Origin of the sequence: Microvirga sp. TS319 (assembly GCF_041276405.1) — a bacterium.
Lineage (GTDB): Bacteria > Pseudomonadota > Alphaproteobacteria > Rhizobiales > Beijerinckiaceae > Microvirga.
Map to the genome: position 1 here is coordinate 724,748 of NZ_JBGGGT010000001.1, position 16,575 is coordinate 741,322.

General features: G+C 64.6%; 15 protein-coding genes. 9 read left to right on the forward strand and 6 right to left on the reverse strand.

The window, feature by feature from the left end:
- Positions 1-121 precede the first annotated feature (121 nt).
- The 3 genes from AB8841_RS03325 to AB8841_RS03335 form a co-directional block, all read right to left on the reverse strand.
- Complete coding sequence (locus tag AB8841_RS03325; protein ID WP_370434437.1) at positions 122-988, reverse strand: neutral zinc metallopeptidase; 867 nt, start codon at positions 986-988, stop codon at positions 122-124.
- 89 nt (positions 989-1,077) lie between these two features.
- Positions 1,078-1,929 carry a uracil-DNA glycosylase family protein gene (locus tag AB8841_RS03330; protein ID WP_370434438.1) on the reverse strand — a complete coding sequence of 284 codons (852 nt, stop codon included), beginning with the start codon at positions 1,927-1,929 and terminating at the stop codon, positions 1,078-1,080.
- A 170-nt stretch (positions 1,930-2,099) separates the two neighbouring features.
- Positions 2,100-2,666 carry a methylated-DNA--[protein]-cysteine S-methyltransferase gene (locus tag AB8841_RS03335; protein WP_370434439.1) on the reverse strand — a complete coding sequence of 189 codons (567 nt, stop codon included), beginning with the start codon at positions 2,664-2,666 and terminating at the stop codon, positions 2,100-2,102.
- 242 nt (positions 2,667-2,908) lie between these two features.
- Between AB8841_RS03335 and AB8841_RS03340 the strand changes: the two genes are divergently transcribed.
- The 3 genes from AB8841_RS03340 to AB8841_RS03350 all read left to right on the forward strand — a co-directional run bounded on the left by AB8841_RS03340 (position 2,909) and on the right by AB8841_RS03350 (position 7,811).
- Entirely contained in the window at positions 2,909-4,573 is a 1,665-nt protein-coding gene (locus AB8841_RS03340; protein WP_370434440.1) for an electron transfer flavoprotein-ubiquinone oxidoreductase, read from the forward strand.
- A 309-nt stretch (positions 4,574-4,882) separates the two neighbouring features.
- Positions 4,883-6,673 carry a tetratricopeptide repeat protein gene (locus AB8841_RS03345; RefSeq protein WP_370434441.1) on the forward strand — a complete coding sequence of 597 codons (1,791 nt, stop codon included), beginning with the start codon at positions 4,883-4,885 and terminating at the stop codon, positions 6,671-6,673.
- Positions 6,674-6,938: 265 nt separating this feature from the next.
- The gene (locus tag AB8841_RS03350) at positions 6,939-7,811 is read left to right on the forward strand and encodes a 4-(cytidine 5'-diphospho)-2-C-methyl-D-erythritol kinase (protein ID WP_370434442.1); all 873 of its coding nucleotides are present in this window, start codon (positions 6,939-6,941) and stop codon (positions 7,809-7,811) included.
- A 124-nt stretch (positions 7,812-7,935) separates the two neighbouring features.
- Here the strand turns inward: AB8841_RS03350 and AB8841_RS03355 are convergent, their stop codons facing one another.
- Positions 7,936-8,745, reverse strand: a complete 810-nt coding sequence (locus AB8841_RS03355; RefSeq protein ID WP_370434443.1) for a MetQ/NlpA family ABC transporter substrate-binding protein — start codon at positions 8,743-8,745, stop codon at positions 7,936-7,938.
- A gap of 356 nt (positions 8,746-9,101) precedes the next feature.
- Entirely contained in the window at positions 9,102-10,121 is a 1,020-nt protein-coding gene (locus tag AB8841_RS03360; RefSeq protein WP_370434444.1) for a polyprenyl synthetase family protein, read from the reverse strand.
- A gap of 112 nt (positions 10,122-10,233) precedes the next feature.
- Here AB8841_RS03360 and AB8841_RS03365 point away from each other — a divergent pair, with 112 nt between their 5' ends.
- Positions 10,234-10,458: a DUF2007 domain-containing protein gene (locus tag AB8841_RS03365; RefSeq protein WP_370434445.1), complete on the forward strand. Its 225-nt coding sequence runs from the start codon at positions 10,234-10,236 to the stop codon at positions 10,456-10,458.
- 4 nt (positions 10,459-10,462) lie between these two features.
- On the forward strand, positions 10,463-11,203 hold the full coding sequence (locus AB8841_RS03370; RefSeq protein WP_370434446.1) for a tRNA1(Val) (adenine(37)-N6)-methyltransferase: 741 nt from the start codon (positions 10,463-10,465) through the stop codon (positions 11,201-11,203).
- A 38-nt stretch (positions 11,204-11,241) separates the two neighbouring features.
- Here AB8841_RS03370 and AB8841_RS03375 read toward each other — a convergent pair whose 3' ends face one another.
- Complete coding sequence (locus AB8841_RS03375; protein ID WP_370434447.1) at positions 11,242-11,535, reverse strand: hypothetical protein; 294 nt, start codon at positions 11,533-11,535, stop codon at positions 11,242-11,244.
- 161 nt (positions 11,536-11,696) lie between these two features.
- On the opposite strand from AB8841_RS03375, the gene AB8841_RS03380 reads away from it, so the two are divergent.
- The 4 genes from AB8841_RS03380 to glyS all read left to right on the forward strand — a co-directional run bounded on the left by AB8841_RS03380 (position 11,697) and on the right by glyS (position 16,516).
- Positions 11,697-12,581: a S49 family peptidase gene (locus tag AB8841_RS03380; protein WP_370434448.1), complete on the forward strand. Its 885-nt coding sequence runs from the start codon at positions 11,697-11,699 to the stop codon at positions 12,579-12,581.
- A gap of 214 nt (positions 12,582-12,795) precedes the next feature.
- On the forward strand, positions 12,796-13,737 hold the full coding sequence (locus AB8841_RS03385) for a glycine--tRNA ligase subunit alpha (protein ID WP_370434449.1): 942 nt from the start codon (positions 12,796-12,798) through the stop codon (positions 13,735-13,737).
- A gap of 81 nt (positions 13,738-13,818) precedes the next feature.
- A complete protein-coding gene (locus AB8841_RS03390; protein WP_370434450.1) occupies positions 13,819-14,247 on the forward strand; it encodes an endonuclease domain-containing protein in 429 nt (142 codons plus the stop codon).
- Between the two features lie 13 nt (positions 14,248-14,260).
- Positions 14,261-16,516, forward strand: coding sequence for a glycine--tRNA ligase subunit beta (gene glyS / locus AB8841_RS03395; protein WP_370434451.1), 2,256 nt, complete (start codon positions 14,261-14,263; stop codon positions 16,514-16,516).
- The last annotated feature ends 59 nt before the right edge of the window (positions 16,517-16,575 follow it).

Below are 16,575 nucleotides of genomic sequence, written 5' to 3' on the forward strand. Positions count from 1 at the left end.
CCACTTTTGCGTCCGATGCTCTAGGGAGAGCGCGACCATTGTATGGCGCGCTGATGAGCATGGTCGCCTGACGGAGATCGCCGCCAGTTATGGGCTAATTGCTCCGTAAGGAAATGCAGCCTTAAAGCTTCGCAGCTCTGAACGTATCGCAGGCCTGGATCGAGCCGCTCTTCAAGCCGGTCGTGAGCCAGGTCGTACGCTGCTGCGACGAGCCGTGGGTGAAGGAATCCGGCACGACCCGACCCTGACTCTGCTGCTGCAGCTTGTCGTCGCCGATGGCCGAGGCGGCTCGAATCGCTTTCTCGATGTCCCCTTGTTCGAGGGATTGCCAGCGCTGGTTGGAATGGTGAGCCCAGACGCCCGCCAGGCAATCGGCCATCAGTTCGACGCGCACCGAGAGCTGGTTCGCCTCGGACTGGCCGACCTCGCGCTGGCGCTCCTGGACGCGGGGCAGGATGCCGAGCAGGTTCTCCACGTGGTGCCCGACCTCGTGCGCGAGCACATAGGCATAGGCGAAGTCGCCTCCTGCTTGGAAGCGCTGCTGCATCTCCTGGAAGAAGGACAGGTCGATGTAAACGGTCTGGTCGAGCGGGCAGTAGAACGGGCCCATGGCCGATTGCGCGCCGCCGCAGCCTGAGCGCGTTGCCCCTGTGAACAACACCATCTTCGGATTTGTGTATTGTTTATTGGCCTGCTGGGGCAGAACCACCTTCCACACGTCTTCCGTGTTGCCGAGGATCGCGGCGGCGAAGCGCCCCGCATCGTCCTGCGGCGTGCCCTGGCGGCCCGGCTGGCTCTGCTGATAGCCCGATCCGCCGCCGTTGAGCATCTCGGCGCCGCCGATCAGAATGCGCGGATCGATGCCGAGGGCCCAGCCGATCAGGCCCAGAACCACGATGGTGCCGATGCCGAGACCGCCTGCGCCACCCATGCCCATGCCGCGACGGTCTTCCACATTGGACGAGGTTCGAAAGTCTTCCCAGCGCATGTTTCACCTACAAGCAGCGGCGCCACTTGCCGCACGAACTTAAGGCGTGAGCATATAGCTCGGTTCCGGCCGGAGCCGAAGGAGGCTCCTCATTCCCGTCCGTCGAGAGCCCGCCTCACGGCCATGAAATCCCGCCAGCCGAGGCGCTTCTGCAGGGGCTGGCGCAGGAGATAGGCCGGGTGCAGCGTCGGCAGGGCGCGGATCTCGCGGCCGTCCTCCGTCTTGTAGGTGAACCAGCGCCCGCGGGTGCGAAGGATGCCGTCCTTGAGGCCGAGAAGATTTTGTGCCGCCGGGCCGCCGAGGCAGAGCAGGAATTCAGGCGAGGCCAGCTCGATCTGACGGGCGATGAACGGCTTGCAGATCGCGACCTCCTGGGGGGTCGGAGTGCGATTGCCCGGCGGCCGCCAGGGCACGATATTGGCCACGTAGACCTGGCTGCGGTCGAGACCGATGGTGGCGAGCATCCGGTCGAGCAACTGGCCGGAGCGGCCCATGAAAGGCTTGCCGATCCGGTCCTCGTCAGCTCCCGGGGCTTCGCCCACCAGCATCACGCGGCCCTTGGGGTTGCCGTCGGCGAAGGCCAGATTCTTGGCGGAGAATTTCAGGGTACAGCCGTCGAACCCTGCCAGGATCGCCTCGAGTTCTTCCAGGGACTGCGCGTGGCGGGCCTGCTCGCGGGCGAGGCTCGCCACCTCGTCGGGCGCGCCGGCGGCCGCCTTGGGCAGGGTTCGGGGCAGGGCCTGGGGCAGGGGAGACGAGGCGGAAGGAGGGGCAGCGGCAGCGGCGCGCTGAGGGGCCTGACCTCTGGATTGGGCGGGCTCGGGCTTCGGCTCCGCGAAGCGATTGTGCGGGGTCTCGTCGAGGGCAAGATCTACCCCCGCCTCGACATGGAAGTCGAGGAGCGCCTTCAAAGCATCGCGGTCGGACGGGAGATCCTGCATGGGGTGTATGTAAGCATCCTCGGCCGGATGAACAACTCAGGTCCGCAACTAGCGCATCGTGCGAAAAAGTGGCCCCGGTTTTTTCGCAAGAACGATGCGCTCATCTCAGAAGGGAGCATCGGATGGAATCCCAAAGCCGGTTCCCGCTTTTGGGCCCGATGCTCTGGCGCTCAGGATAGCAGGTCGAGAAGCGTCGGGCCATCGTCGCGCCTGGCGCCTTCGATGGCAAGCAGCCGGCGCTTCGTCATGCCACCGCCATTGGCCGAAAAGCCGCCGAGCTTGCCGCCCGCCGCGACGACCCGGTGACAGGGCACGATGATGGCGAAAGGGTTTTTCCCGAGTGCCTGGCCGATCAGCCGGGCATTGTCGATTCCGAGCCGCGACGCAATCTCGCCGTAGGTCAGGACCCGGCCGGGCGGGATAGTCCGGGCGACGTCGTAGACACGCCGGTGAAGATCCGGCACGCCTTCCAGGTCCAGAGGCACGGCGGACAGATCACGGGCCTCGCCCTGCAGCAGGGCGATCACGTCGGCGATGATCGCCTGAATGGCGGGCGGAGGAGGAGCTTCGGAGCTTCCCGGAAAACGCTTCGCCAAGCGGCTGCGCGTCCTGGACGCATCGTCCTCCGGCAGCTGCACGCCGACGACGCCGCGGCCGTTCCAGGCGAGGCCGCAGAAGCCGATGGATGTGTCGAAAAGCGCATAGAACGCCTTGCGGTCGGAAGGATCATCCTGCATGCGCCCATTGTAAGAGACCCGGAGGAGAGGGACAACCGAAGGATTCGCTCGGCCGGGATCTCCGCATCGGTGGTCATGATCGGATTTCGGCATAACCTTATACTGAAAGGGAACTTTCAGCGCAGGGCCGATGAAGTTAGGAACAGTCCCTAACAAAGACAGGACTTGAGAAGGCGGGCGGACGGTTCATATGTAAACCGCCGGAAGCGCTCGGCTTTGAAGTCGCGTACAGGAGAACACTCATGTCCGATCTGCCCGCCCGTGAAGCGATGGAGTTCGACGTCGTCATTGTCGGCGCCGGTCCTGCGGGATTGGCGGCCGCGATCCGGCTCAAGCAGCAGGCGGTGGAACAGGGCCAGGACATCTCCGTAGTCGTGGTGGAGAAGGGATCCGAGGTCGGCGCGCACATTCTCTCCGGCGCGGTGATCGACCCGATCGGCCTCGACGCCCTGCTGCCGGACTGGCGCAATGATCCCGACCGCCCGCTCCACACGCAGGTGACGGCCGACGAGTTCATGTATCTCGGCCACGCGGGCGGCGTGCGGCTGCCCAACCTGTTCATGCCCAAGCTCATGAACAACCACGGCAACTTCGTCGGCTCCCTCGGCAACGTCGCGCGCTATCTCGGCCGCAAGGCGGAAGAGCTCGGGGTCGAGATCTATCCGGGCTTTCCGGCGTCCGAGGTGCTGATCGAGGACGGCAAGGTGGTGGGCGTCGCCACGGGCGACATGGGGATCGGCCGCGGCGGCGAGCCCAACGCCAATTTCACCCGCGGCATGGAACTGCGCGCCAAGTACACGATCTTCGGCGAGGGCGCGCGCGGCTCGCTCACCAAGCAGATGGTCGAGCGCTTCGGCCTGAACCACGGCCGTGACCACCAGAAATACGGCCTCGGCATCAAAGAGCTCTGGCACGTGAGGCCGGAGAAGTTCCAGGCCGGGCTGGTGCGCCATTCGATGGGCTGGCCCTTGCCGAACAACGCGGGCGGCGGCTCCTGGCTCTACCATTTCGACGACCATCTCGTGTCGGTCGGCTTCGTGGTGCACCTCAACTACAAGAACCCGACGCTCTCGCCCTTCGACGAGTTCCAGCGCTTCAAGACCCATCCGATGGTGCGCGACGTGTTCGAGGGCGGAAAGCGCATCGGCTACGGCGCGCGGGCCATCATGGAGGGTGGCTGGCAGTCGGTGCCGCGGCTGTCCTTCCCGGGCGGCTGCCTCGTGGGCGACAGTGCCGGCTTCGTGAACGTGCCGCGCATCAAGGGCAGCCACAACGCCGTGCTCTCGGGCATGCAATGCGCCGACCATGTCTTCGCGGCCCTGCAGGCGGGCCGGGCCCACGACGAGGTTTCGTCCTACGAAGAGGGCTGGCGCTCCTCGCCCATCGGGGCGGACCTGAAGCGGGTGCGCAACGTCAAGCCGCTGTGGTCGCGCTACGGTACGGCGGCCGGCGTGGCGTTGGGCGGTCTCGACATGTGGATGACGGAGCTGTTCGGCTGGTCGCCGTTCGGCACGATGAAGCATGGCAAGCCGGACCACGAGTGCCTGCTGCCGGTCAGCCAGGTGACGCCGATCCGCTACGAGCGGCCGGACGGGGTGCTGACCTTCGACAAGCTCTCGTCGGTATTCTTATCCAACACCAACCATGAGGAGGACCAGCCGGTCCACCTGAAGGTGAAGGACATGGGCCTGCAGAAGGCCTCCGAGCACGACGTCTATGGCGGCCCCTCGCAGCGCTACTGTCCGGCCGGGGTCTATGAATGGGTGGAAGGCGAGGGCGGGGTGCGGTTCCAGATCAACGCGCAGAACTGCGTCCACTGCAAGACCTGCGACATCAAGGATCCGAACCAGAACATCGTCTGGACCACTCCGGAAGGCGGCGGCGGGCCCAACTACGTGAACATGTGAGCTGGCCGCCTCCTGCCTCCATGATCCTCTCGCGTCCGGGCCGGGCTCGACCCGGCCGTTCCCGTCCTCACGGACCGCAACGGGCCAGGGACATGGATCCCCGGCCGAGGGTCGGGGATAACGAGGTTCTGATCGACCGTTCAGGGTCTGGGCAGCGAACCCGATCGGCTCCTCACGAGGCTTTTACGCTCCCAGCGGCAATCTCCCCCCTTGCCGCCGCTAAGGGGAAACGCCATTCTCCGGCCTGATTTGGCGCACATCTCCTACCTTCCTTGCCCTGAGATGTCGCGATGATTGGAGCCGCGCTTCGTGCCCACGTTCAAATTGCCTTTGGCCCGCAAGGGTTTACCTGCACTCGTTTTGGTGGCGGCCGGCCTTCTGGCTTCGCCCGCCTTGGCGGTCAACACAGATCCAAACGAGGCTCTGACACCTGCCCAGAGCCTGGAGGGCAACTTTCTCTCGGCCTATGTGGCCGGTACCGCCCGCGACACGCAAGCCGCCTCCCTGTATTTCCGCGAGGCCATCCAGGCCGATCCCGGCAATCAGGAACTGCTTGAGCGTGGTTTCGTGGCGTTCCTCGGCAACGGTTCCATGCAGGAGGCCTATCGGGTCGCCGAGCGTCTCTCCAAGCGCGATTCGTCCAACAATCTCGCGCAGTTCGCCCTCGCGGTCCGCTCGATGAAGGCGCAGAAATACGCCGATGCCCGCACTCGTCTCAGCAAGGGAATGCGCGGCCGCCAGGCGGACCTCACCGCAACGCTCCTGACGGCCTGGGCCTATGCCGGGGCGAAGGACGGCAAACAGGCGCTGGCGACGGTCGACAAGCTCAAGAGCGAGCGCGCTTTCAACCAGTTCCGCGAATACCACGCGGCTCTGATCGCCGACGTGGTCGGCAACACGAAGGAGGCCGAGAAGCGCTTCAAGGCCGCCTATGAGGGCGAGAAGAACACCTTGCAGGTGGTCGACGCTTATGGCCGTTTTCTGGCCAAGCAGGGCAAGAAGGACGAGGCGATCGCCGTCTACAAGGCCTTCGATGAACTCGCTCCGCGCCATCCCATCGTCAGGTCCGCGCTGGCGGCCCTGCAGGAGGGCAAGCCGCTCACGCCCCTCGTGACGAACGCGCAGGACGGCGCGGCCGAGCTGCTCTACGGCCTTGGCGTGGTGGGCAACACGCAGGGTGACGAGCTGACCGCCATCATCTATCTCCAGCTCGGCCTGGACCTGAAGCCGGATCATCCCCTCGCGCTGATCACCCTCGGGGACGTCTATGAGCGCCTCAAGCAATACGAGCAGGCGAACGCGATCTTCGAACGGGTTCCGAAGGACGCGCCGATCCGCACGAGCGCCGACATCGCCATCGGGCAGAACTATGAGCAGATGGGACGCGGCGAAGAGTCCATGGCCTATCTCGACAAGCTCATGAAGGAGCGCCCGGACGACGTCGAAGTGGTGATGGCGCTCGGCAACGTGCAGCGTTCGCGCAAGAAGTTCGCGGAGGCGGCCGAGACCTACGGCCGGGCCATCGAGCTCGTCGGAACGCCGCAGCGCGGCCACTGGATCCTGTTCTTCTATCGCGGCACGTCCTATGAGCGGGCGAAGCAGTGGGACAAGGCCGAAGCCGACCTCAAGAAATCGCTGGAGCTGGTGCCCGACAGCCTGCCGGCCGGTAAGGCCCAGGTGATGAACTATCTCGCCTATTCCTGGGTCGACCGGAACGAGAACATCGACGATGCCTTCAAGATGCTCACGAAGGCCGTGGAACTCGCCCCCCGCGACGGCATGATCATCGATTCTCTCGGCTGGGCCTATTACCGACTCGGACGCTACGAGGATGCGGTGCGGGAGCTGGAAAAGGCCGTCGACCTCAAGGCGGGAGACCCGACGATCAACGATCACCTGGGCGATGCCTATTGGAAGGTCGGCCGCAAGATCGAAGCGAAGTTCCAATGGGATCACGCCAAGGCGTCGAATCCCGAGCCGGAGGATCTCGTGAAGATCCTCAAGAAGATCGACAACGGTCTGGAGGAGGATCCGAATCCCGCCGCCGCCGACAGCACGCCCGCTCCGGCTCCGGTGCCTATGCCGCAGAGCGGCGGTTAATCCGGATTATCTCTCCGTTCCTCGTCATGGCCGGGCTTGTCCCGGCCATCCACATTTTTGTGCCTGGCGCATCGTGCAGGCCCAGCGAGCCGCGCGAGCGAAAAGTGGACCCGTTTTCACGAACGTGGCCCTTCGGGTCCGCTCAACCGATGCGCTTATCTAAGAAGGGAGCATCGGAACAAGAGGTAGGTGCTCGGCACGGGGCCTGGCATGACGGCATAGGATCCTGCTTCCCATCAGACTTTCCCTCGGGCATGGAATGAGCATGTCCGTGTCCCTTGCCGACCACGCGCCCGCCAAGATCAACCTGACGCTTCATGTCCTGGGGCGGCGGGCGGACGGCTATCACGAACTCGAAAGTCTCGTGGCCTTCGCGGGGGTGGGGGACGATCTTCGGCTCGTGCCGGGCCCCCATCTCTCGCTGCGGGTTGGCGGTCCGACGGCCGCATCGGCGGGCACCGCCGCGGACAATCTCGTTCTGAAGGCCGCGCGCCTCCTGGCCGAACGGATGCCAGGTCTCGAGACCGGCGCTTTCCACCTGATCAAACGCCTGCCCGTCGCCGCGGGAATCGGCGGTGGTTCATCCGACGCGGCGGCGGCCCTCAGATTGCTGGCGCAGCTCAACGATCTCCCCCTGTCGCATCCGGCGCTGCGCGAGGCGGCGCGGCTTACCGGCGCGGATGTGCCGGTCTGCCTCGATCCTCGGGCCCGGATGATGCGCGGGGTCGGAGAGGAACTCGGACCGCCTCTGGCGCTGCCGCCGCTTTTCGCCGTTTTGGTGAATCCGCGTGTGCCCGTCGAAACGCCTGCCGTGTTCAGGGCACTCGGATTGCAGACGGGGCAATCCTTGGACGGCGCGGCGCATCCTGTTCCGGAAGCGGGTTCGATTCGGTCCTGGATGGGAAGCCTGGAGGCTGCGCGCAACGATCTCGAACCGCCTGCTCGAACGATTCAGCCGGTGATCGGGGAGGCGCTCGACCTCGTCGCCCGGACCAGGAACTGCCGTCTCGCGCGCATGTCGGGCTCGGGCGCGACCGTGTTCGGTCTCTATGACGATTCTCGGGGCGCGACGGATGCCGCTCGCTTCGTTCTTGGCCACAGGCCGGAGTGGTGGGTAGAGGCCACGAGCCTCGGTTGAGCCTTGACCCGATGCTGGCCGCTCAGTCGCCATCCCGGTCCTTCTCGGGACAGGGGCCTGAGACCTGAATGGCCGGCGCAGGGCCGGCCATGACGTCGATGAAGGCTCGAACCTCTCGAGAATCTTACCAAGCCGGGATGATGGCGCCCTTGAAGCGCTCTTCCAGGAACTTGGCGACTTCCGGAGACTGGTAGGATTCCACGAAGGTCCTGATCTCCGGACGGTTCTCGTCACCCTGACGGGCCGCGATGAAGTTCGCGTAGGGATTGCCCTCGCGCTTCTCGACCGCGATCGTGTCCTTGCGGATGTCGAGACCGGCATTGAGCGCATGGTCGGTGTTGATGACCGCCGCATCGAGATCGGGCAGGGCGCGAGGCAGCTGCGCGGCATCGAGCTCGGAGAACTGGATGTTCTTCGGGTTCTCGGCGATATCGAGCAGGCTCGGCGACAGGCCCTTGCCGTCCTTGAGCTTGATCAGGCCTTCCTGAGCCAGGAGGTTCAGCGCACGACCGCCGTTGCTCGGATCGTTCGGAATGCCGATCTTCGCTCCCTTCGGCAGGTCGGCGACGGACTTCACCTTGGACGAGTAGAGGCCGATCGGCTGCACGAACGTGAAGCCCACGGGCACGATCTTGTAGCCGCGCGCTGCGATCTGCGCATCGAGATAGGGCTTGTGCTGGAAGGCGTTGGCATCGAGATCCTTGCGTTCCAACGCTTCGTTCACGAGGGCGTAATCGGAGAAGGGAACGAGCTCGACATTGAGCCCCTTTCCGGCAGCGACCTTCTTGACGACCTGCGCCACCTCTTCCTCGGCGCCGGACATGACGCCGACCTTGATGCTTTTCTGCTGGGCGGCGGCGGGGAGTGCCACGGCCAGAGCTGCTCCGAGCGCGAAGGTCGCGGACAGGAGCGTGCGGCGGTTGAAAACGGACATAAGACTACCTTTCGGGCAAGATCTGTCCGGACTTCAACACGAGGCCGGACATGTGGTTCGGGGAAGGCGAGGAACGGTCAGGACGCGAGACGACAACACCGCTCGGTGCGGGAATGCCGATGGATCGGTCTCGCTATCGACATGAACGGTGAGTGCGTCATGGCCAGTCGTCCCTCGTGAACCACGAGGCGGAAGCCGCTCGTGGCGCTTTAGCCTTTGATCACGCGGGGCAAGCTGCTCGTCTCAAATCACCGCGGGCCCGAAGGGGACAGGCCGCCTCGGGACAGGGATATTTGTATATCGGCTGATTTTTATGTCAATCGGATTGTTCTGTAAAAAGAACAATCCTGCCATGCTCAATGCGCTCGGGCGATGCAGAAATCGACCGTGTCGAGCAGAGCCTGCTTCATGGGGCTCGACGGGAAGAGGGCGAGTGCATCCCGCGCCATCGAGCCGTAATGGCGGGCGCGCTCGATGGTGTCCTCCAGGGCCCTGTGCCGGCGCATGATCGCGACGGCCTGCTCGAGGTCGCCGTCCTGGATTTCTCCCTGCTCGAGCACGCGCTTCCAGAAGGTGCGCTCCTCCGCCGAGCCGCGGCGGAAGGACAGAACGACCGGAAGCGTAATCTTTCCTTCGCGGAAATCGTCGCCCAGGTTCTTGCCCAGCATCGCAGCCTTGCCGCCATAATCGAGGGCGTCGTCCACGAGCTGGAAGGCAATGCCGAGATTCATGCCATAGGAGCGGCAGGCGGCCTGCTCCGCCTTCGACCGGCTGGCGATCACGGGACCGACCTCGCAGGCGGCGGCGAAGAGTTCCGCCGTCTTGCCCCGGATCACCGCGAGATATTCGTCTTCGGTGGTTTCGGTGTTCTTGGCGGCGGCAAGCTGCATCACCTCGCCTTCCGCGATCACGGTCGCGGCGGCGGAGAGAATGTCGAGGGCGCGCAGCGAGCCCACTTCCACCATCATGCGGAAGGCTTGGCCCAAGAGAAAATCTCCCACGAGCACGCTCGCCTCGTTGCCCCATTTGATGCGGGCTGCGATCTTGCCGCGACGCATGTCGCTCTCGTCCACCACATCGTCGTGGAGCAGGGTGGCCGTGTGCATGAACTCGACGGCGGCCGCGAGCTTCACATGGCCGTCGCCCTCGTATCCGGACAGGCCGGCGGTCGCGAGGGTGAGCATGGGGCGCAGGCGCTTGCCGCCGGAGGAGATGAGATGGTTGGCCACCTCCGGAATCATGGTGACCTCGGATCCCGTCCGCGACAGGATCATCGCATTGACCCGCTGCATGTCGGCGGCCACAAGGGAGACGAGCTTCTCGATGCCCGCATTCTTTTCAGGATGCTTATCTTCGAAAGGAACGACGACGCCCACGTCTCAAACCCGGGTTGCCGGCCGGCATGGCCGGTAGGAATATGATTCACCGTGGCATGGCACTTTCCATGCCGCAATGCAAACGCTTGCCACAGAGGAAAGTTGTCAGCCAATGGTCGAAATCGTCCGCACCAACGATCTCGTGTTGGTTGGCTTCCTACAATCCTTATTGGAGAACGCCAATATCTCCGTTCTTGTGGCAGACATGCATATGAGCGCTCTGGAGGGGATGATCGGGGCTTTTCCCAGGCGGCTCCTGGTGCCTGACGACGATGCGGATCAGGCCCGGCGGCTGATCCGCGAGGCGGGGCTCGAAGGCGAGCTGCGCCAAGGATAGTTGCATGAGTGCGTTCACGGAAGATTGTTTGCTCGGCGGGCGTGTATCCCTGGTCCAGCCCGCCAAAGGGCATCGGGCCGGGACGGATGCCGTGCTGCTCGCCGTGTCGGCGTTCGTAAAAGCTGGGGACAGCGTGGTCGACGTCGGCGCATCCACCGGGGCCGTGGGCCTGATGGTGGCGGCCCGCGAACGCCAGGTGAGACTCGCCTTCGTCGAGCGGGACGCGGCTCTCGCCGAGCTGTGCCGCCGGAATTGCCGCGCGAACGGGGTCGAGGCCGAAATTTACGTTACCGACGTCCTGGACAAAGCTGCCCGCCGCTCAGCGGGCCTGCATCCCGAAACAGCCGATCTGGTCGTGACCAATCCCCCTTTTCTGGAAGAGGGACAGGCGCGAATCTCTCCGGACGAGGGAAGGGCGGTCGCCCATGCGCTGCCAGCGGGTGGGCTGGAAGCCTGGCTCAAGGCATGTCTGGGCCTGCTCAAGCCCAAGGGCCGTTTCGTCCTGATTCACCGGGCTGACCGGCTGGCCCAGTGCCTTGAAGGGTTGTGCGGTCCGCTGGGGGAGTTGAAGCTGCGCTTCGTGCATCCGAGCGCCGAGAAACCTGCCATTCGTGTCCTCATCTCCGGCACGAAGGGGAGCCGGGCTCCCTTGACGATCCTGCCGCCTCTCATCCTCAACGGGCACGACGGGCGCTTCACGCCTCGGGCTCAGGCTCTGCATCTGGGAGAGGCGGATCTCCTCTGACACGATGAAAAGGGCGCCTTCGGGCGCCCTTCTCGAGATTACCAGCGGTGGCCGGGCCTGCGGACCGTGCCGCAGACCTCGATGGGACGGTGGACCCAGCGATAGCCGTTCCAGACCCGCCGGGGCTCGACCCAGCAGCGGCGAACCACCCGGGTCGGCCGATAGCCGTAGCCGTGACCGCGATAATAAGGTCGGCGATAGTCCTGGCGCACCACGTCGGGACCTGGCCGGTATCCGTGGCCGTAATAGGGCTGAGCCTCTGCCTGGGGGGCGGCCAGGCCGGCGACGCCGAGGGCGGCAAATCCCAGAAGTCCGAAAAGAAGCTTGCGCATAACGTTTCTCCTTGGCCGTTTCGGGCTCGTATCCGGAGCGGCCGGTGGGTGAATCTCCTCGATGCCCGTTTTCTAGGGAGATTCAACTGAACGAATGCCGAAGGTTTCCCTAACGAGAGGTTCATCTTGGGAAGCTGTGCTTCATGCCCTACATGTGAGCCATGGCCCAGACATCCCTCTCATCCGTGCTTCCCGCCCGTCTTCAGTTCCTTCTGCCAAGCCGGTTCCGTAGCTATCGCGACCCCATCGTGCCGATCGTTCGCCTGTCGGGTCCCATCGGGGCGGTCATGCCGCTTCGCTCGGGGCTGACCATGGCGAACGTGGCGCAGATGCTGGAACGGGCGTTTTCCGTTCCGGGGGCGAAGGCCGTGGCCGTTGTGGTCAATTCGCCCGGCGGATCGGCCGCTCAGTCGCACCTGATCTTCAAGCGCATCCGCGCTCTGGCGGACGAGAAGAAGATCCCGGTCCTCGCCTTCGTGGAGGATGCGGCCGCCTCCGGCGGCTACATGATCGCCTGCGCGGCGGACGAGATTTTCGCGGATCCCGCCTCCATCGTGGGCTCCATCGGCGTGGTCTCGGCGGGCTTCGGTTTCCAGGAGCTGATTGCCCGCATCGGCGTGGAGCGGCGCGTTCATACGGCCGGCCAGAACAAGGCGATGCTCGACCCGTTCAGACCGGAAAACCCGGAGGACGTCGCCCGTCTCAAAGGCCTTCAGAGCAAGATCCACGAGGTCTTCGTCGATCTTGTCCGCACCCGCCGGGGCGGGAGGCTCAATGATTCCTACGAGGACCTCTTTTCCGGTGCTTTTTGGGTCGGAGCGGAGGCTCTGGACCTCGGCCTCGTCGACGGCCTGGGCGATACCCGCTCCGTCCTGCGCGAGCGCTTCGGAGATAAGGTGCAGCTGCGCATGATCGAGCCCGCCCGCCCGCCTTTGCTGGGCCGTCTCCTTGGACGCCGATCGGTAACCGGGGGAAGCCTGATCGATCCGGGCGAAATCGTCGGGGCCCTGGAGGAACGGGCGGCCTGGGCGCGGCTTGGATTGTAGGGCCGCGGTCTTCTCGGCCTCGTGTGGGGGATACGCTTCGTATCGTCATGCCCGCGCCTGTCGCGGACACCCACGCTTTGAGAAACCGTGCAGGAGCAAGACGTGGGTCGCCGGATCAAGTCCTGCCATGACGGTCAGTGAACCCTGCGCTTGACTTGAGACGCCCACCATCCCAAGGGTTCGCCAGACATTTTCTTCAGACCGGACGCCATTGATGACGAGCGAACCCGCGCACATGAATCCCGCGCGCTCTTTCCAGGGCCTGATTCTCACGCTCCAGCGCTATTGGGCCGAGCAGGGCTGCGTCATTCTCCAGCCCTACGACATGGAGGTCGGCGCAGGCACCTTCCATCCAGCCACGACCTTGAGGGCCCTGGGTCCCAAGCCCTGGCGCGCGGCCTATGTGCAGCCTTCCCGCCGTCCGAAGGACGGGCGCTATGGCGAGAATCCGAACCGCCTTCAGCATTATTACCAGTTCCAGGTGATCCTGAAGCCGAACCCGCCGAACCTGCAGGATCTCTATCTCAGATCCCTGAAGGCGATCGGCATCGACACGGCGGTCCACGATGTCCGTTTCGTCGAGGACGACTGGGAAAGCCCGACGCTCGGCGCCTGGGGGCTCGGATGGGAGTGCTGGTGCGACGGCATGGAAGTGTCCCAGTTCACCTATTTCCAGCAGGTCGCGGGCTTCGAGTGCTCGCCGGTTGCCGGCGAACTGACCTACGGGCTAGAGCGCCTCGCCATGTACCTGCAGGGTGTGGAATCGATCTACGACCTCAACTTCAACGGCCTTGAGGGCGACCGCAAGGTCACCTACAGGGACGTGTTTCTGCAAGCCGAGCAGGAATACTCGCGCCACAATTTCGAATATGCCGATACGGAGATGTTGTTCCGTCACTTCCGCGACGCGGAAGCCGCGTGCCGCAAATATCTCGAAGCGGGCGAGCCTCGGTCGGGCACCAACGACAGCCGTCACCTCATGGCGCTGCCGGCCTATGATCAGTGCATCAAGGCGAGCCACATGTTCAACCTGCTCGACGCACGCGGCGTGATCTCGGTCACCGAGCGCCAGAGTTACATCCTGCGCGTCCGCGAGCTGGCGAAGGCCTGCGGCGCGGCATGGCTGAAGACCGAGGGCGGGGGTGTGGCTGCGTGAAACACCCTGTTAACCCTCCCCTCGAGGGGGAGGGTCGGCCGTTAGGCCGGGGTGGGGTGGCGCCGCAACAGAAAACCAGTCATGTCGAACATTGGCCGCTTCAGACGCGAAAGTGCAAAACAGCTTCGCTCGAATACGACCGGGCCTGAGCAGATGCTTTGGCGCGCTCTGAAGAGCATTCCGGTTTACGGGAGCCATTTCAGACGGCAGGTGTCCATCGGTCCTTATGTCGCCGATTTCGTCTGTCTGAAAGCACGCCTCATCGTCGAACTCGATGGCGGCCATCACGCTGACGATGCCGTTGCAGTCAAAGACGAATGCCGGACCCGATGGCTCGAAAGCGAAGGCTATCGTGTCATCCGCTTTTGGAATGTCGAGCTGATCGAGAACATGCCCGGCGTTCTCGACACCATTTATGCGGGCCTGTATGGCTCGCCTCAATCCGAAGCCGTTGCGCTTCCCACCCCACCCCGGCCTGACGGCCGACCCTCCCCCTCGAGGGGAGGGTAGAGAACGCACCGCCATGCCCGATCTTCTCCTTGAACTCTTTTCCGAAGAAATTCCCGCCCGCATGCAGCGCCGCGCGGCGGAGGATCTGAAGAAGCTCGTCACAGACGCGCTGGTGGAGCGCGGCTTCCTTTACGAGGGCGCGCAGGCGTTCTCCACGCCGCGCCGCCTCGCGCTCACCGTCATGGGTCTGCCCGTGAAGGGGCAGGACGTGCGCGAGGAGCGCAAAGGTCCGCGCGTCGGCTCGCCCGATGCGGCGATCCAGGGCTTCCTGAAGGGAGCGGGGCTCGCCTCGATCGATCAGGCGAGGATCGAGAGCGATCCGAAGAAGGGCGAGTTCTACGTCGCGGTGATCGAGAAGCCCGGCCGCGCGACGACGGACGTGCTGGCGGAGATCCTGCCGCAGATCGTCAAGACGTTCCCCTGGCCGAAATCGATGCGCTGGGGCGCAGCTTCCGCCGAGCCCGGCTCGTTGCGCTGGGTGCGTCCCCTGCAATCGGTTCTCTGCACCTTCGGGCCCGAAACGGAGGACCCGGAGGTCGTGCGCTTCGAGGTGGACGGCATCGCCTCCGGCGATGTGACCTACGGGCACCGTTTCCTCGCGCCGGGCCAGATCCGGGTGAAGCGCTTCGACGATTACGTGCCCGCGCTCGAGCGCGCGAAGGTCGTGCTCGATGCGGATCGCCGCAAGGACATGATTCTGCACGACGCGAAGGACCTCGCTTTCGCGCAAGGGCTCGAACTCGTCGAGGACGAGGGCCTGCTGGAGGAGGTCGCCGGGCTGGTCGAATGGCCGGTGGTGCTCATGGGCTCGTTCGACGAAGCCTTTCTCGACATTCCGCCGGAGGTGATCCGCACCACCATCCGGGCGAATCAGAAATGCTTCGTGCTGCGCGATTCCGCGACCGGCAAGCTCGCCAACCGTTTTCTCCTGACGTCCAACCTTGCCGCCAGCGACGGCGGCACGACGATCGTCGGCGGCAACGAGCGCGTGGTGCGGGCCCGTCTGTCCGACGCCAAGTTCTTCTGGGAGACGGACCAGCGCGTGAAGCTGGAAGACCGGCTGGAGAAGCTCAAGGCCATCGTCTTCCACGAAAAGCTCGGTACGCAATATGAGCGTGTCGAGCGCATCGCGGCGCTTGCTAGGGAGCTTGCTCCCGTCGTCGGAGCGGATCCGTCCTTGGCCGAGCGCGCCGCGCATCTCGCCAAGGCCGATCTCGTCACCGAGATGGTCGGCGAGTTTCCCGAGTTGCAGGGTCTCATGGGCCGCTACTATGCGGCCCTGCAGGGCGAGAACCCCTCCGTCGCCGCAGCCATCGAAGAGCACTACAAGCCTCTCGGTCCCTCCGACCGCGTGCCGACCGATCCCGTCTCGGTTGCCGTGGCCCTCGCCGATAAGATCGACACGCTCGTGGGCTTCTGGGCCATCGACGAGAAGCCGACCGGCTCGAAGGATCCCTATGCCTTGCGCCGCGCCGCTCTGGGCGTCATCAGGCTGGTGCTCGAGAACAACATCAAGCTGCAGCTGATCTCCCTGCTGGCGAAGCCGTTCGCCCGGGACGCGAAGGACGTTCTGTTCGAGGAGTTCCTCCAGGCGAAGAAGCTTGTCGAGGCGATCGAGGACAGCGCCTTCGCTCCGCTCGTTTCGCATCCTGCGCTTCCGGATCTGGAGTCGATCTTCCGCCAGCGGCAGTTGGGGAATGCGGAGAGCCTGGCGCGCATCATGTACGTGCGTTCGCTCGACCTGCTTTCCTTCTTCGCCGACCGGCTGAAGGTCTATCTCCGCGATCAGGGCGCACGTCACGATCTCATCGATGCCGTGTTCGCGCTCGAAGGACAGGACGACCTGCTCATGATCGTTCGCCGCGTCGAGGCGCTCGGCCGCTTCCTCGATACCGAGGATGGCGCGAATCTCCTCGCGGGCTACCGCCGTGCGGCGAACATCCTGCGCATCGAGGAGAAGAAGGACGGACGCTCCTACGACGAGGCTCCCGATCTCCAAATCGTGAACGATCACGGTCAGATTGAGGAAAAGGCCCTCGCGGTCGTTCTCCATGGCGCGAAGGAAGAGGCCAGGAAGGCCGTCGAAACGGAGGATTTCGAGGGCGCGATGCGGGCCTTGTCCCGCCTGCGCCAGCCTGTCGACGCGTTTTTCGACAAGGTAACGGTGAATGCGGATGATCCGGCCCTTCGGGCCAACCGCCTGCGCCTGCTCAACAGCATCCGCGAGGCGACACGCACGGTGGCGGACTTCTCCCGGATCGAAGGGTAACAAAGTTAAATTCTCGGAAAGGTGTTGCAGGAGGGGCACAGCCAAATGCCCCACGGGGC

Excerpts from the sequence above, each read along its gene's own strand:
- glyS (WP_370434451.1), top strand. The coding sequence starts at position 14,261 with ATGCCCGATCTTCTCCTTGAACTCTTTTCCGAAGAAATTCCCGCCCGC.
- AB8841_RS03385 (WP_370434449.1), top strand. The coding sequence starts at position 12,796 with ATGACGAGCGAACCCGCGCACATGAATCCCGCGCGCTCTTTCCAGGGC.
- AB8841_RS03330 (WP_370434438.1), bottom strand. The coding sequence starts at position 1,929 with ATGCAGGATCTCCCGTCCGACCGCGATGCTTTGAAGGCGCTCCTCGAC.
- AB8841_RS03340 (WP_370434440.1), top strand. The coding sequence starts at position 2,909 with ATGTCCGATCTGCCCGCCCGTGAAGCGATGGAGTTCGACGTCGTCATT.
- AB8841_RS03355 (WP_370434443.1), bottom strand. The coding sequence starts at position 8,745 with ATGTCCGTTTTCAACCGCCGCACGCTCCTGTCCGCGACCTTCGCGCTC.
- AB8841_RS03380 (WP_370434448.1), top strand. The coding sequence starts at position 11,697 with ATGGCCCAGACATCCCTCTCATCCGTGCTTCCCGCCCGTCTTCAGTTC.
- AB8841_RS03335 (WP_370434439.1), bottom strand. The coding sequence starts at position 2,666 with ATGCAGGATGATCCTTCCGACCGCAAGGCGTTCTATGCGCTTTTCGAC.
- AB8841_RS03370 (WP_370434446.1), top strand. The coding sequence starts at position 10,463 with ATGAGTGCGTTCACGGAAGATTGTTTGCTCGGCGGGCGTGTATCCCTG.
- AB8841_RS03325 (WP_370434437.1), bottom strand. The coding sequence starts at position 988 with ATGCGCTGGGAAGACTTTCGAACCTCGTCCAATGTGGAAGACCGTCGC.
- AB8841_RS03365 (WP_370434445.1), top strand. The coding sequence starts at position 10,234 with ATGGTCGAAATCGTCCGCACCAACGATCTCGTGTTGGTTGGCTTCCTA.
- AB8841_RS03375 (WP_370434447.1), bottom strand. The coding sequence starts at position 11,535 with ATGCGCAAGCTTCTTTTCGGACTTCTGGGATTTGCCGCCCTCGGCGTC.
- AB8841_RS03390 (WP_370434450.1), top strand. The coding sequence starts at position 13,819 with ATGTCGAACATTGGCCGCTTCAGACGCGAAAGTGCAAAACAGCTTCGC.
- AB8841_RS03350 (WP_370434442.1), top strand. The coding sequence starts at position 6,939 with ATGTCCGTGTCCCTTGCCGACCACGCGCCCGCCAAGATCAACCTGACG.